Source organism: Oceanobacillus phoenicis (assembly GCF_047238145.1).
GTDB lineage: Bacteria > Bacillota > Bacilli > Bacillales > Amphibacillaceae > Oceanobacillus.
Genome location: NZ_JBDFME010000001.1, coordinates 1,123,135 through 1,137,372 on the forward strand (window position 1 = coordinate 1,123,135; position 14,238 = coordinate 1,137,372).

Here is a 14,238-nt window from a genome sequence, read left to right on the forward strand (position 1 = left end):
ACTACGCACCTCTCCTTCGTATCGATGTTAATGCCATAAATCCTACCATAATAATGATTAGGAAAACTGCAATAGTAGCTCCCATACCCCAGTTTTGTGTGACAAGGAATTGTTGTTCAATTGCTGTACCTAAAGTGATGACACGATTCCCAGCGATTAGTCGGGTAAGCATAAATAAAGATAAAGCAGGAATAAAGACTACTTGGCATCCAGATTTCACACCATCTATCGTTAACGGAAAAATAACTCTTCGGAATGTGGTCCATTTGGAAGCTCCTAAATCTTTGGATGCATACAGCAGGCTAGGATTTAGATTATCTAATGCATTAAAAATCGGTAAGATCATAAACGGTATAAAAATGTAAACAGCGACAAATACAAAACTAAAATCAGTGAAGAGTAACTGCCTCGATCCTATTCCAATCCAATCCAAAAACTGATTTGCCGCACCATGCGTGCCAAAGATACCTATAAATGCATAAGCTTTTAATAATAAATTAATCCATGAAGGTACAATAATCAGCAGAAGCCATAGTTGTTTATGTTTCGTACGTGTTAATAAATATGCTGTCGGGTAAGCAACTAAAAGAGAAATTAATGTTATAAGAAATGCATACCAAAATGAATTTAAGGTCATTTGCAAATAGGTCGCTGTAAAGAAATTCTTGTAATTCTCTAAAGAGAAATTCCCCTCAATATCAAAGAACGAGAAATAAACAACGAGTAAAATAGGTGCAATGACAAAGAGGATAATCCATAATGCATAAGGTAGCATGTATAAATTACGAAGCGACTTATTCTCCATTTGTTTCTCCCTCCGAATAAGAATCCAAACGGCGGTCAAAGTCTACTTCGGACTCATTAAATCGCATAACATGAATATCTTCTGGGTTAAAGCTTAATCCAATTTGTTCGCCAACAATAGCCTTTTTCGTCGATTGAACAAGCCATTCGTTCCCTTCGTTATCCAAACAGGTAATTTCATAATGCACACCACGGAATAATTGCGTGTGTACGGTAACGGAAAGCATCCCTTGTTCTACAGAAGTGATTTCCATGTCTTCTGGACGAATAACTACTTCGACAGGTTCATTTGCATTCATTCCCATATCCACACATGTGAATTGTTTTCCTGCAAATTCAACAAGGTAGTCTTTAACCATGATAGCTTTGGCAATATTCGATTCACCAATAAAGTCAGCAACAAATCGGTTAATCGGCTCATCGTAAATATCATTTGGTGTGCCACTTTGTTGAATCTTTCCTTTATCTAAAACAAATATCTCATCGGACATCGCGAGAGCTTCTTCTTGGTCGTGTGTAACAAAAATAAAAGTAATTCCAAGCCTTTGTTGAAGTTCACGAAGCTCGTACTGCATTTGATATCTTAATTTAAGATCTAATGCGGATAATGGTTCATCAAGTAAAATTACTGCAGGCTCATTAACAATTGCACGTGCAATTGCTACACGTTGTCGTTGACCACCTGACATATCTTTAATTTCACGATTTTCGTATCCGACTAGATTGACAAAAGAAAGTGCTTCTTTGACTTTTTCATCTATCTTGGATTTTTTAAATTTCTTAATACGTAATCCAAAAGCAACATTCTCATAGACATTAAGGTGTGGAAATAAAGCATAGTCCTGGAAGACCGTATTAATTGGGCGCTTATTGGCAGGTATATGGTTTATTTTTTTTCCTTCAAAAATGATGTCTCCTGCTGTTGCTTCTGTAAATCCGGCAATCAATCGTAAAATGGTTGTTTTTCCACATCCCGATGGTCCAAGTAAGGTGTAGAACTTCCCTTTCTCTATTTCAAAGCTGACATGATCCAAGACGAGCGGATCATTATCGAACTGTTTGGAGACATTTTTAAATTGAATAATTGGTTGATTATTTTCCATTTCTAACTCCTTCTCTTGTTAGATGTTCAAAAGTACTATTTAACATTTTTTGAATACTGATTTGCCTGACCAATTATTATTATTATGCAAACTACATATAGTTATAAACAGTGCAAGATTTAGTCAGATTCGAAATAATTATACATGAAAAGTGTACAGTTGAAATTACTTTTTCATCTGTAGGTTAAATATTTTTTTAGAGCGGGTATAGAGTAAGGAAGATGCATGATTATTTTTAGAGTAGGAGAAACTATACATAAACTCGGAGAGGGTTAGTTACGTCATATTTTGGACACAATTATATGAAAAAAATGACACGATGTCATGTTTGTTATTGACTTATGACACGGTGTCATATACTATTGAATTATACAACATGACATGGTGTCACATATGAAAGCTGGAGGAAGTAACATGCCAAAAGTAACCTTTTTCAATTTACCGGATGAAAAACGAAATAAATTAATGGAAGCAGCAGAGAAAGAATTTTCTAGAGTTCCGCTATCTCAAGCCTCCATTTCCAATATTGTGAAGAGTGCTTGTGTTGCTAGAGGAAGCTTCTACCAGTACTTTGAGAATAAAGAAGATGCTTTTTATTATCTTTTAAAATTGCAGACGGAGAAACGCCGTGGATACTTTTTTTCTACATTAGAAGAAAATGACGGAGATATTTTTATAGCAATAGAGCGTTTGTTCCAGATGCTGTTAGCAGATTTAAGTAATGAAGATAATCTAAAATTTTTGCAAAATGCATTAATGAATGTGACCCATGAAATTGAAGATTCATTTACGGGATTATTTATCGGTCAAAAACCAGTAGGAGGTACCATCGAAGGTTCAATTGACCGGATTAGCGGATTGATTGATTCAAGTAAGCTAAATATAACAGGCGATCAGGAATTTTTTCATGTCATGCAAATACTAACGTCTGTTACTTTTCGAAACCTCGTAGATAAATTTTCACGCAATCTCTCCAATGAGGAAGCCAAGGAAAACTTCCGTATTGAGATGGAATTGCTCCGAAAAGGGTTGTATAAATCATAAATTGTAAGAAAATTTACTATAGAGAATGGGGTATGATTAATGTCAGTTATAATTTATGGCGCTGCATGTTCATCAACAAGGAAAGCTAAACAATGGTTCCTGAAAAATGGTATTGATTATGAAGAACGTAATGTTATCCGTGAACCATTAACAGTAAATGAATTACAAAATATTTTAAGAATGACGGTAGAAGGAACGGATGAGATTATTTCTACTCGTTCCAAAATATATAAAGATTTAAATCTAGATATTGAGGCACTTCCATTACAAGAACTTCTCGAAATAATTCAAAAGCATCCGAGATTACTGCGTAGCCCTATAATGGTCGATAATAAACGTCTTCAGGTAGGCTATCATGAAGAAGATATTCGTCAGTTTTTACCAAGAAAAACTAGGGAATATCAATGGTTGCAATGGAGAACGAATAATTTGCGAGTAGCTGAGAATTAATCCCTCACGAAAAGCAAGATTTTACGGAGGTACTTATGGAATTAATCGCATCACAACCGTATGTTAAGGTCGTACGCCAAGTGAGCAGCCTACAACAAACAGACACCGAAGAGAAACGCTACATGCATCTCTATAATGACAAGGTTGTGACGAAACATCGTGAATTTCCAATTGATGATGTCTTAGATATGTCATATCGTTTTGTAGGGGAAGATTCTGGAATGTTGTATTTACACACATTAAAAGGTGTATATCCGTATATTGTCAAAACCTCTCCAGAAGATTTTGTAGAAAGCTTCAAGGAGTTTCAATATAAACGCCGATATCACACTTAACCTCAAATTTACTACATTTAATTCACCACTATAAATAATGTCCCATAATATAACGAGCAGTGACTGTAACTTGTCACTGTTTTTTTCGCTTTTACTATAGGCATTCACCTATTCTTTTATAGGATAGTAGTCCATTTTCTCTACTCATGCATAGGATAGTTTTAAGTATATTTGAAAGGGTGCCTAACATTGAGTTTATATATGAATGAAAACAAGAATGTTTATAAAAGTGAAGAGCAGTTAAAAGCACCAAATCAACAAGTGTTTATTCGAAGCCATATGTCAGAAGTTCTAAAGGAACAGAAAGAAATCCAACATTCTATTGTGAAATCCATCCGAAGGTTAAATCGTCAAGTAGCTGGTCAAGGATACGATCAACAAAAAAACTGGTCTTCAATTACCGAGCAATTAGAGGCATTGGAAAAGGGAAGTTTGAAACATCAGGACATGGAACGAGATGTTTTACACCAACTTAAAGCTTTAGAAGAGATGCAACAATCGATTACTATTCAGCTACAAAAAGAATCGTTATCCCAAAAACAACTAACGAACAAATTACAAGAAATTAAGGGAAGTCAAGAAAGTTTACAACTAATCGTTGAGTCTATTCAAACAACGAATGGAGAATTCACGGAAAAATTTGAAGAGCAAAATCAAATGCAACATGAAATCGTACGCCTTTTTAATGAAAAAGAAGAAGAGTCAGAAAAGGTACATGAACGTTTGGAAAGTCAAGGAGCATTGTTAGAAAAAGTAATTCGTCAAATGGATCACTTTCGTGGGGTTATATATGAACGGACCAATTATTTGTCTAAAAAACTAGAATCTACTGTAGCGTATATGTTGACTAAATTGACGGGGGACAATGATGATAAGCAGGAAGAAATGCAAGAAAAGAAAGAAAAACAAAACGTGTAATAGTAGGAGAACCGCATCAATTCTAAATGGTTGAAGGATTATGCGGTTCTTGTTGTATTGTACAATAGATATTTGTAGTTGAAACGATATTAATAATTCTCCTATAATTGGTTTAATAATATCTGAAGCTATATAGTTGTTTCACATTAAGGAATGGATGTAGTAGGAGGTAAGGATAATGAAAGTAACAAGTTATCGCGATGCGTGGGTGGAAGTTTCTCTCGATGCATTAACTTATAATGTACGTCAATTTAAGAATCATTTACGTGGACAGTCGAGATTGATGGCAGTTGTAAAAGCAGATGGTTACGGACATGGGGCTGTTCCCATAGCACGAAGATCCTTAGAAGCAGGAGCGGAATTTCTTGGGGTAGCTTTTATAGATGAGGCACTTCAAATTCGGGAAGCTGGAATATTAGCTCCGATTCTATTACTCGGTTATACACCGAGTCACGCTGTAAGAGAAGCGGTTAAACATGATCTCACTCTCACCGTATACTCTGCGGAAACATTGGAGGCGATAAAGGATGCAGCTCATTCTTTGCAAAAAAAGGCAAAAGTTCATATAAAAATTGATAGTGGTATGAGTCGGATAGGGTTAAGATCTTCCGATGAGGTCCTTTCTCTAATGACATCGCTACAATCCCAATCCGAACATATAGAAGTAGAAGGGATTTTCACCCATTTTGCGGATGCGGATAATGGTGAAAGTGATGCGTATACATATAAACAATTTGAAGCTTTTCAAGGTATTATTGAGGCTTTAGAAAATGAAGGATATACGATACCAATCAAACATTGCTGTAATAGTGCTGCCACGATAGCCTTTCCTGAGATGCATATGGACATGGTTCGAGTCGGAATATGTTTATATGGGTTATATCCAGGACAACATTTAAAAGAAATAATGTCCTTACAGCAAGTGATGAGTTTTAAAGCAAAGCCTGTGCTCGTAAAAGAAGTTCCCCCTCATCAGCCTATTAGCTATGGCTTAACGTATGAGACAAAGGAAACAACAAAAATAGCTACACTTCCTATTGGTTATGCAGATGGTTTTTCCCGTTTGTTATCGAACAAAGGCCATGTGACTGTACACGAAATAGAGTGTCCTATTGTAGGGCGAATTTGTATGGATCAGTCTATGATAGATGTAACTGCTGTTCAGACCGACGTAACAAAAGATGATATTGTAACCATTTTTGGTGATGAAAGTGCAGGGTTTATTCCGTTAGATCTTGTTGCTGACCAAATGCAAACAATTCATTATGAAACAGTGTGTCTTATTGGTAAACGGGTACCAAGACATTATGTGTAAGGTTGCAGTTTTACTCGAGTAAACCATCAATATCAACAAATTGTAAATCTTCCATGTTATCTAGAGGAAATACTTTCGCAATGTTATTTGAGTCAAGTGACTGGATATATACAGGTATTCCGTGATACGTAACTTGAATCAACTCTGATGAATCAATTATTTGCTGTGCTCGATTATAATCCAAGACAAGCTCCTCCTTTACATAAAAATGATTTAAAAGCTATTGGGATTAGTGAATTAAGGTCCGTCTTATGAAGAATTATATAGTATATTCTTGTTACATATATCGAATATATTCGTTGTAAAAACTGGTACTGGAGGTGTGTAATGACCCCTTTTACAGAACGTGTTATTCAAATTATCAAAGATATTCCTTATGGAAAAGTGATGACTTATGGACAAATAGCAGCAAATGCAGGAAGTAAGCGGGCAGCAAGACAGGTGGTAAGAATTTTACATTCGATGAGTGAAAAGTATCATTTGCCATGGCATCGTGTCATTAATGCAAAAGGGAAGATTGGAATTCAGTCGGAAGAAGGATTTTGGGAACAAAGAACAAGACTAGAATCAGAAGGTGTGAAAGTAGACAATCAGGGGAAAATATCTTTAGAATATTATCAATGGTTTCCTGAAAAAGAAACAGAGGAGGATATAAATGAAATTTAGTTTAAATAATCAAGCATTCGAAACAGAATTATCCTATGGAAATTTAACAATTTCTGGAGAAGAGGAACATGGTTTTCGTCCATTTGCTTTATTAGTTTCTTCAGTCGCAGGATGTAGTGGTGGAGTCCTTCGTAAAGTAATGGATAAACAAAGAATCGATTTTAAAGACATCCAAATTGTAGCAGAAGTAGAACGTAATGAAGCTGAGGCGAACCGAATTGAAAAAATCACCATGCATTTTACAGTATATGCAGAAAATCTCTCACAAAAAAAAGCAGAGAAGGCCCTAGCTATTTCATCTAAAAATTGCTCGATGGTGCAATCCGTAAAAGGAAGTATTGAGATCGTAGAAACAATTGAAGTAATACCAGCTAAAGGATAAATAAGTATCGTTTGGTAAGAAGTGTTTATAAGCAACAAATTGTATTTTAGCAATATATCTCGGTATAATAAATATTGTATTTATAGCGTATTTTACACTAGATGTATTGCATACAAGGAGGTTGCTCCGTGAAAATAGTTGGAATTTCAGGCTCTATTGTAGGTTCGAAAACGAGAATTGCAGTAGAACATGTTTTGAAATATATAAGTAATCATTATGATTCAGTTGAAGTAGAGTTAATTGATATAAAGGATTATGAGTTGGTTTTTAGTGACGGTCGTCCGGTCGATTCTTACACAGGGGACACAAAAATTGTTTTAGAAAAAATTCTAGACTCAGATGGGATATTAATTGGAACACCCACATTTCAAGCCTCCATACCAGGCACGTTAAAGAATATGTTTGACCTATTGCCAATGGATGCGTTTCATGATAAAGCGATTGGAATTTTAGCTACTGCAGGTTCAGCTAAACATTACCTCGTTCCAGAACAGCATTTAAAACCTATCTTAACGTACATGCTTGGTTGGGTATTGCCAAAGTATGTTTTTATCGAAGAAAAAGATTTTACAAATTATGTACTAACTAACCAAAATGTGTTAGATCGATTAACTATTCTTGCTGATCAATTGATACAATCTACAAAACAAATGAAAAAAAATAAAATACAACCTTCATCATTCTCGTTTAAACCGTAAGAGTAAGTTAGCTTGCGGTTTTTGACATACTTTAAACTTACAAAAAATAAGTTTATTATTTTTTATTAGAAAAAGGTTGAAATAAATAAAAAAACTTGCTATATTATAATTAATTAATAAATGTTTAATTAAATATAAATTGATAGGGGGAAGTATAGAAGAGATTAGGAATTATTTTAGGAAGTGTACGACAAGGTCGTAATGGGGAAGCAGTGGCCAAATGGATGTATGATTTTGCAACTAATCGTAATGATGAAGTAACTTATGAAATAGTCGATCTAGCTGATTATCCACTTCCGATGTTAGGAGCAGCAATAAAAGAATCGGATCAAGAGGAGGCAGCTCAGGCAATTCAAAGTTGGTCAGAAAAAATGGCATCATTTGATGGATATATTTTTGTAACACCAGAATATAATCATGCAATTGGTGGAGCACTAAAAAATGCAACAGACTATCTAAAAGCGGAAGTACACAATAAGGCTGCTGGCTTTGTAGGTTACGGTAGCTTGGGAGGTACGCGTGCACATGAGAACTTACGTTTAATTCTTGGTGAATTACAAGTGGCAGACGTACGTACAGCAGTTACTTTCTCACTTATGACAGACTTTGAAAATATGAGTGTGTTTAAACCAGCTGATTTTCATCATGTAAATGCAAACGAAATGTTGGATCAAGTAATTGCTTGGTCAGGGGCTTTAAAACCATTACGTGGATAACATATAAATTGAACAGAAAAGAGGCTGGGACATAATAAAAAGTTTTGGTCAAAAGACACGGATGAAATCTAGAAAAGCGTAAGAAATATACGGAGACTCCTATGGGAGCAAGGCCTAGGCGAGACCCCGGAATGCGGAGCATCCGGAGGCTCACCAGCCGCCTTAGGATAAGCGAAGTATATTTCTGAAGCGGTTTTCAATACCTATTCATTCGGATTTCTCTTTTGATTAGATACTTTTGTCTCACCCTCTTTTTGTTTTGATTGATTTTAATATAGACGTAGTTTACGTCTAGAAAAAAAGGTTTACATTATCGGAGAGCTTTCGTATGGTAAAAAGAAAGGCATATGTAAATTAAGGGAGCGGTAAAGATGGACATGAAGCAATTGCATTGCTTTATTACAGTAGTTGAACAGAAAAGTATTACAAAAGCAGCTGATAAGCTGTATATTACACAACCAGCAATGAGTAGAATAATCAAATCATTAGAAGAAGAGCTAGGAACGGGATTGTTTATTCGCTCACGAAAGCAACTGCAAATCACATCTTCTGGAAAAGTAATCTATCCGTATATAAAGAATATAATTGATGAGTATGAATCGATGCAAACCGATTTAGATGAGCTAACGGGCAGGAAGAAAGCTCATCTACGTATAGGCTTACCAACGGTTAGTAATATTGCATTCTTCTCAACTATTATGGCAGAATTTCACCAAAGTTACCCCGATGTAACCTTCGAATTAATGGAAGATGGTTCAAAAAGAATTGAAGAAAAAGTAATGGAAGGGAAACTTGATTTTGGAGTTGTCTATCTTCCTACAAAACATCAATCATTTGATTATCTTTCTTTAGGTCAGGAACAGCTTCGCTTAGTTGTTTCGAGAAATCACTTATTAGCCAATCAAGATAAAGTCAAACTATCCTCCCTTAAAGACGAAAATTTTATTATGTTTAGTAATGATTTTGCCTTAAGAGATACAGTATATGAAGCATGTAGGGAAGTGGGATTTGAACCTAATGTTTCTTCAGAGACAACACAGTTAGATTTTGTTGAAGAAATGGTAGCTTCGCAATTAGGAATTACCCTATTACCAGAAAGTACTTTGACTAAGTTAAAAGGACATGTTGTCAGTATCGAGCTTGATCAATTGAAAATAGAATGGTCACTTGCGCTTATTTGGCGAAAAGGCATGGATACATTATATATGCACCGAGAATTTATTCGTTTTGTAAAAGCTAATCTTTAGAAAAGGTATATAAATGAGACCACTCCACAAATATTTACTGCACTTTGGACATTTGGCGAGCCTTTGATTACTAAATATTGTAATCAAGGTCTTCGCTGTACTATCTTGATACCTTCATAGTGTTTTCATATATGGTGTATCTGAAGTATCCCGCTATTATTGACCAAGTGTATTTTTCAACGAATATAAAAAATAACGCTTACATGCAATTTTGTAATGTTATAATTCGCAATCAGCATTGTACATATAGTGATACAGGCACCTACAATGGAGTAGTAAGCTTAATAGAAAAGCTATAGAAAGGTGTATCTACCATGACGTCTAGAAAGATGAGTGAAACACGAATTATTCAAAACGATCAAGTGTTGATTAATGATTTAAATAACTATTACACATTATTTGGCGGCGTACTGATGAAAAAACTAGATGCCTGTGCTACATTGTCCGCTTGTAGTCATTCACGCGTAAAAGAATGTGTTACGGCTTCAACAGATGCAGTAAACTTTATTCAGCCAATCATGCAAAGCGATAAGATATGTATCGAATCATTTGTGGCATATACAGGACACAGTTCAATGGAAATTTTTTGTAAAGTGATTGCAGAAGATATGTTGACTGGAAAACGACGTATCGCAACAACAGCATTCTTGACGTTCGTAGCATTGGATGAGCATAAACATCCAATACCTGTACCAGATGTTATTCCGGAAACAGCGGAAGAAAAATATCTATATGAAACAGGAGAAGAAAGGGCAAAGATACGTAAGTTAAAGCGTGATCAAAATAAACAACTGGTCAACCATCTTTCTATGGAAAAACCGTGGAGTTTAGATAAAGAGGGGATTAAATAATGGTCATTTCCATATCTATTTCAGATGTTATACAAGTGCAAAGTGAATTAATGCAAATACAGAATGAACAGCCAAAACTATATCAGCGTTTAGTTGAACTAGTACAACTAACGCGGCAGTTGAGCGTTGATTATCAATATTTTGGCAAACAATTAATCGGAAAATCTTCTCATGAGAATGCGGAAGTTCCTTACCATATTATCGAATTATATAAACGGGAAATTGATGCGTTTAAAGAGAACCAAGAATCTGCTAGTGTTTTAGAATTCTTTTCTGCAAATGAAGGAATTGGATTCAGAGCTATATGCAAATTAATCCTTGGAGTAAAACCAGAAAAACTTGTGGGGCCAGAAGTATTATAATTGACCGAAGCAGCTATACTTACATGTGTAAGGTAGCTGTTTTTTTGGTTTATAGATAAATTGGCTTACGACGATAGAGTGTTTGTTAATAAGAAATAGTCCTGTTCAAATTCTTTTTCTAGTTCAAAAGGACATATTTACTTAGAATAACTATTTGTGAATTGGAAAATGTTATATAATTATTAGAATATTAAAAAAGAAGGGTGTGTGTCCATGAATCGTAAAGCCTTTGTTAGTAAATTAGTCGTTCTCGCTGGATTAATTACAATAATTAGTGGGTTATTGCTATTTTATCCACAACTTGAAACAAAGATTGATGCAACAAACGAAACGGACATTACACAACTAGAAGATGCATCGTTAGAAGAGAAATTAGCCGTCATTTTAGATAATCCTAATCTAGAAGGTGGCGTTACAGGGATTAGTGTGTTGGATGCAGCGAATGGTGATCAGTTATTTTCTAGAAATGGTGATATTCGTTTACATCCGGCATCCAATATGAAAATCTTAACTGCTGCATCGGCATTGGAAACGTTAGGTCCTGATTATCGCTTTACAACGGAAGTGCTTACGGAGGGGAAGATCCGTGGGAAGGTCCTTCATGGGGATGTTTATGTGAAGGGAAAAGGAGATCCTACCTTACTACTATCTGATCTTGAAGCATTCGCCAAAGAGTTAAAGAAACAAGGCATTCAAAAAATTAAAGGTGATTTAGTTGGAGATGACACATGGTATGATGATGTTCGTCTTTCTCAAGACTTAAATTGGTCAGATGAACCGTTTTACACGGGAGCGCAGGTATCTGCATTAACGATGTCACCTGATGATGATTATGATGCAGGAACGGTTATTGTTGAGGTCAGTCCTAGTAAAAAAGGAAAGAAAGCAGAAGTAACAGTAACTCCAGAAAATAATTATATTACCATTGAGAATAAAACCAAGATGGTCGCTAATGGAGAAGAGAAAGATATTTCAATTGAACGACAACACGGAAACAATACAATTGTTATTGAAGGAGAGATGCCAAAAGACGGATCGCTATCCCGATCTTGGGCATCTGTTTGGGAACCAACAAATTATGTTATTAGTGTGTTTAGGCAAACCTTAGAAGATGAAGGAATAACGTTCATTGGTAAATCTAAAGATCGGCTTGAAGAAACTCCTGCTTCTGCTAAAGTTCTTGTCGCTAAAGAATCCATGCCGTTAAAAGAACTGCTAGTTCCCTTTATGAAGTTAAGTAATAATGGACATGGGGAAACACTTGTAAAAGAAATGGGAAAAATGATTGGGGACGAAGGCAGTTGGGATGAAGGGTTAGCAGTAATGGAGGATGTTCTTGTTGAACTGGGGTTGAACATGGATACTATTCTTTTACGAGATGGTTCAGGAATGTCGCATAAGAATTTGATTCCTGCAGTAGAACTATCGGAACTTCTGTATGTTATTCAAGATAAAGATTGGTTTACTTCTTTTCAAACAGCATTACCGGTAGCTGGACATCCAGAAAGAATGATTGGTGGCACACTCCGAAATCGAATGACAGATAGCCATGCAACAGAAAATGCAATTGCAAAAACGGGATCGATTACAGGAGTATCTACATTATCGGGATATGTAACAACGGCTGATGGGGAGGAAGTTATTTTCTCTATACTTATTAATAACTTTCTTGGTTCAAGCGCTACAATAAGGAGTATTGAAGATAGTATTGTAAATACGATAGCAGGTCATGAATTTTAAAATATATAAAAGATGTTACTGAGCAAGTGAAATAATAGCCCTCTAGAGGTGTATATTTCATTTGCTTTTTGTATGTGAGTCAATTTCATAATTGCTAAGTTTCATTCAAACACCAGATATATTAATTATGAAATTGATTGATTTAAAAATTTTTTAATCTAAACGTGATGAAATTAGGCCAAGCAAAGCTATTTACATTTCAAAATAAATCGTGTATCCTTAATCCTTAGTAAATTAATTGGAAAAGAGGGTTTTCGATGGAGCAATCCGTAACACAAAAAAGTTTTACGCAAAAACAGACAACAGTTTTAGCGGACCTAAATCCTATGCAAAAGCCCCTTCTTATATTAGGGATTATCGTATCTATTATTCTATTATCAGCAATAGTAATAACTGCTGACTGGGTACAAGGCGTATTATTTATTTTAGGGTTAGCGTTAGGTGCAACATTACTTTATGCTCGTTTTGGCTTTACTTCAGCATTTAGAAGACTGGCATCTGTTGGTAATGTTCAAGGTATTCAAGCGCATCTTCTGATGTTTGTAGTTTCAACAACATTATTTGCAATTATTTTAAGTAATGGTTTTAGTTTTACAGGTGTAGAGCCACAAGGGTATGTTTCACCAGTAGGGGTGAGTGTACTTGTCGGAGCATTTTTATTTGGAATTGGTATGCAATTAGGTAACGGTTGTGCATCAGGCACATTGTATAACCTTGGTGGTGGAGCATCTTCAATGATTCTTACACTAACTGCTTTCATTATCGGTTCTACCCTCGGTGCATACCATTTACCTTTTTGGACAGAAACTCCATCCTTACCACCGATTTCACTTGCTGAATCGACAGGATTAGGATTTTTTGGAGGTTGGGTAGTCCAACTTCTATTGTTTGGTTTGATTTATTGGATTACGCTAATCGTAGCGAAACGTAAAAATCCACCAGCAATGAAGCCTTTAGCAAAAGGTAAAGGTTGGAAGCTTGTCTTCCGTGGAGCATGGCCACTATTTATCGCTGGTGTAATTTTAGCGGCATTAAACGCACTTGTCCTACTTGTGCGCGGAACACCTTGGGGAATTACTTCTGCATTTGCTTTATGGGGAGGTAAAACCTTACAAGCGGTTGGTATTGATGTGTCATCTTGGGGTTATTTTTCAGGGGATGCAGCAAACGCACTTTCTCAATCCGTATTGATGGATTCTACAAGTGTAATGAACTTTGGAATTATTTTAGGAGCATTTATTGCAGTAACTGCGCAAGGTAATTTTAAGCCTCGTAAAATTAAACCAGGGGTAGCAGGAGCTGCTATCTTTGGTGGATTACTAATGGGCTATGGAGCTCGTCTAGCATTTGGTTGTAACATTGGAGCTTATTTCGGTGGAATCTCCTCATTCAGTCTTCATGGCTGGGTATGGGCAATCATGGCATTGTTAGGAACCGGTGTGGCATTATTCCTGCGGCCATTATTTGGTATGATGAATCCGAATAAGAATGATCAGTTTTGTTAGGGAATGGAATTATAGACCCCGGGCATGAATGCTCGGGGTTTTCTAGTGGATTGGAAATATAAATTTGTGTGCTACAGATACTTAAATACCTGAATCAGCCAC

At 35.8% G+C, this 14,238-nt stretch carries 17 protein-coding genes; 14 read left to right on the top strand and 3 right to left on the bottom strand.

Annotated elements, in window-relative coordinates; translation table 11 throughout:
- Position 1: 1 nt before the first annotated feature.
- On the bottom strand, positions 2-805 hold the full coding sequence (locus ABC346_RS06020) for an ABC transporter permease (RefSeq protein WP_413233993.1): 804 nt from the start codon (positions 803-805) through the stop codon (positions 2-4).
- Positions 795-1,907: an ABC transporter ATP-binding protein gene (locus ABC346_RS06025; protein ID WP_413233994.1), complete on the bottom strand. Its 1,113-nt coding sequence runs from the start codon at positions 1,905-1,907 to the stop codon at positions 795-797. Before ABC346_RS06025 ends, ABC346_RS06020 begins: the two co-directional genes overlap by 11 nt.
- Before the next feature lie 414 nt (positions 1,908-2,321).
- On the opposite strand from ABC346_RS06025, the gene ABC346_RS06030 reads away from it, so the two are divergent.
- The 5 genes from ABC346_RS06030 to alr all read left to right on the top strand — a co-directional run bounded on the left by ABC346_RS06030 (position 2,322) and on the right by alr (position 5,969).
- Positions 2,322-2,951 carry a TetR/AcrR family transcriptional regulator gene (locus ABC346_RS06030; RefSeq protein WP_413233995.1) on the top strand — a complete coding sequence of 210 codons (630 nt, stop codon included), beginning with the start codon at positions 2,322-2,324 and terminating at the stop codon, positions 2,949-2,951.
- 39 nt (positions 2,952-2,990) lie between these two features.
- Entirely contained in the window at positions 2,991-3,401 is a 411-nt protein-coding gene (locus tag ABC346_RS06035) for a Spx/MgsR family RNA polymerase-binding regulatory protein (protein ID WP_413233996.1), read from the top strand.
- A gap of 35 nt (positions 3,402-3,436) precedes the next feature.
- The gene (locus ABC346_RS06040; RefSeq protein WP_413233997.1) at positions 3,437-3,736 is read left to right on the top strand and encodes a hypothetical protein; all 300 of its coding nucleotides are present in this window, start codon (positions 3,437-3,439) and stop codon (positions 3,734-3,736) included.
- A 189-nt stretch (positions 3,737-3,925) separates the two neighbouring features.
- Positions 3,926-4,654, top strand: coding sequence for a hypothetical protein (locus ABC346_RS06045; protein WP_413233998.1), 729 nt, complete (start codon positions 3,926-3,928; stop codon positions 4,652-4,654).
- Positions 4,655-4,832: 178 nt separating this feature from the next.
- Complete coding sequence (alr, locus tag ABC346_RS06050; protein ID WP_413233999.1) at positions 4,833-5,969, top strand: alanine racemase; 1,137 nt, start codon at positions 4,833-4,835, stop codon at positions 5,967-5,969.
- Between the two features lie 10 nt (positions 5,970-5,979).
- Here alr and ABC346_RS06055 read toward each other — a convergent pair whose 3' ends face one another.
- The gene (locus tag ABC346_RS06055; protein ID WP_017798379.1) at positions 5,980-6,153 is read right to left on the bottom strand and encodes an H-type small acid-soluble spore protein; all 174 of its coding nucleotides are present in this window, start codon (positions 6,151-6,153) and stop codon (positions 5,980-5,982) included.
- A 143-nt stretch (positions 6,154-6,296) separates the two neighbouring features.
- Here ABC346_RS06055 and ABC346_RS06060 point away from each other — a divergent pair, with 143 nt between their 5' ends.
- The 9 genes from ABC346_RS06060 (at position 6,297) to ABC346_RS06100 (ending at position 14,136) form a co-directional block, all read left to right on the top strand.
- On the top strand, positions 6,297-6,635 hold the full coding sequence (locus tag ABC346_RS06060; RefSeq protein ID WP_017798378.1) for an MGMT family protein: 339 nt from the start codon (positions 6,297-6,299) through the stop codon (positions 6,633-6,635).
- Positions 6,625-7,017: an OsmC family protein gene (locus tag ABC346_RS06065; RefSeq protein WP_413234000.1), complete on the top strand. Its 393-nt coding sequence runs from the start codon at positions 6,625-6,627 to the stop codon at positions 7,015-7,017. Before ABC346_RS06060 ends, ABC346_RS06065 begins: the two co-directional genes overlap by 11 nt.
- 128 nt (positions 7,018-7,145) lie before the next feature.
- Complete coding sequence (locus tag ABC346_RS06070; RefSeq protein ID WP_413234001.1) at positions 7,146-7,715, top strand: NADPH-dependent FMN reductase; 570 nt, start codon at positions 7,146-7,148, stop codon at positions 7,713-7,715.
- A gap of 170 nt (positions 7,716-7,885) precedes the next feature.
- Positions 7,886-8,431, top strand: coding sequence for an NADPH-dependent FMN reductase (locus tag ABC346_RS06075; RefSeq protein ID WP_413236518.1), 546 nt, complete (start codon positions 7,886-7,888; stop codon positions 8,429-8,431).
- 371 nt (positions 8,432-8,802) lie between these two features.
- On the top strand, positions 8,803-9,678 hold the full coding sequence (locus ABC346_RS06080) for a LysR family transcriptional regulator (RefSeq protein ID WP_017798374.1): 876 nt from the start codon (positions 8,803-8,805) through the stop codon (positions 9,676-9,678).
- A gap of 314 nt (positions 9,679-9,992) precedes the next feature.
- Entirely contained in the window at positions 9,993-10,529 is a 537-nt protein-coding gene (locus tag ABC346_RS06085) for an acyl-CoA thioesterase (protein WP_017798373.1), read from the top strand.
- Complete coding sequence (locus ABC346_RS06090) at positions 10,529-10,891, top strand: hypothetical protein (protein WP_413234002.1); 363 nt, start codon at positions 10,529-10,531, stop codon at positions 10,889-10,891. Before ABC346_RS06085 ends, ABC346_RS06090 begins: the two co-directional genes overlap by 1 nt.
- A gap of 213 nt (positions 10,892-11,104) precedes the next feature.
- Positions 11,105-12,631 carry a D-alanyl-D-alanine carboxypeptidase/D-alanyl-D-alanine endopeptidase gene (gene dacB, locus ABC346_RS06095; protein WP_413234003.1) on the top strand — a complete coding sequence of 509 codons (1,527 nt, stop codon included), beginning with the start codon at positions 11,105-11,107 and terminating at the stop codon, positions 12,629-12,631.
- Positions 12,632-12,888: 257 nt separating this feature from the next.
- On the top strand, positions 12,889-14,136 hold the full coding sequence (locus tag ABC346_RS06100) for a YeeE/YedE family protein (protein ID WP_017798370.1): 1,248 nt from the start codon (positions 12,889-12,891) through the stop codon (positions 14,134-14,136).
- The last annotated feature ends 102 nt before the right edge of the window (positions 14,137-14,238 follow it).

Bases quoted from the DNA above. Each gene is read 5' to 3' on its own strand.
- ABC346_RS06085 (WP_017798373.1), top strand. From the start codon at position 9,993: ATGACGTCTAGAAAGATGAGTGAAACACGAATTATTCAAAACGATCAA.
- ABC346_RS06080 (WP_017798374.1), top strand. From the start codon at position 8,803: ATGGACATGAAGCAATTGCATTGCTTTATTACAGTAGTTGAACAGAAA.
- alr (WP_413233999.1), top strand. From the start codon at position 4,833: ATGAAAGTAACAAGTTATCGCGATGCGTGGGTGGAAGTTTCTCTCGAT.
- ABC346_RS06020 (WP_413233993.1), bottom strand. From the start codon at position 805: ATGGAGAATAAGTCGCTTCGTAATTTATACATGCTACCTTATGCATTA.
- ABC346_RS06035 (WP_413233996.1), top strand. From the start codon at position 2,991: ATGTCAGTTATAATTTATGGCGCTGCATGTTCATCAACAAGGAAAGCT.
- ABC346_RS06030 (WP_413233995.1), top strand. From the start codon at position 2,322: ATGCCAAAAGTAACCTTTTTCAATTTACCGGATGAAAAACGAAATAAA.
- ABC346_RS06090 (WP_413234002.1), top strand. From the start codon at position 10,529: ATGGTCATTTCCATATCTATTTCAGATGTTATACAAGTGCAAAGTGAA.
- ABC346_RS06025 (WP_413233994.1), bottom strand. From the start codon at position 1,907: ATGGAAAATAATCAACCAATTATTCAATTTAAAAATGTCTCCAAACAG.
- ABC346_RS06060 (WP_017798378.1), top strand. From the start codon at position 6,297: ATGACCCCTTTTACAGAACGTGTTATTCAAATTATCAAAGATATTCCT.
- dacB (WP_413234003.1), top strand. From the start codon at position 11,105: ATGAATCGTAAAGCCTTTGTTAGTAAATTAGTCGTTCTCGCTGGATTA.
- ABC346_RS06040 (WP_413233997.1), top strand. From the start codon at position 3,437: ATGGAATTAATCGCATCACAACCGTATGTTAAGGTCGTACGCCAAGTG.
- ABC346_RS06065 (WP_413234000.1), top strand. From the start codon at position 6,625: ATGAAATTTAGTTTAAATAATCAAGCATTCGAAACAGAATTATCCTAT.
- ABC346_RS06100 (WP_017798370.1), top strand. From the start codon at position 12,889: ATGGAGCAATCCGTAACACAAAAAAGTTTTACGCAAAAACAGACAACA.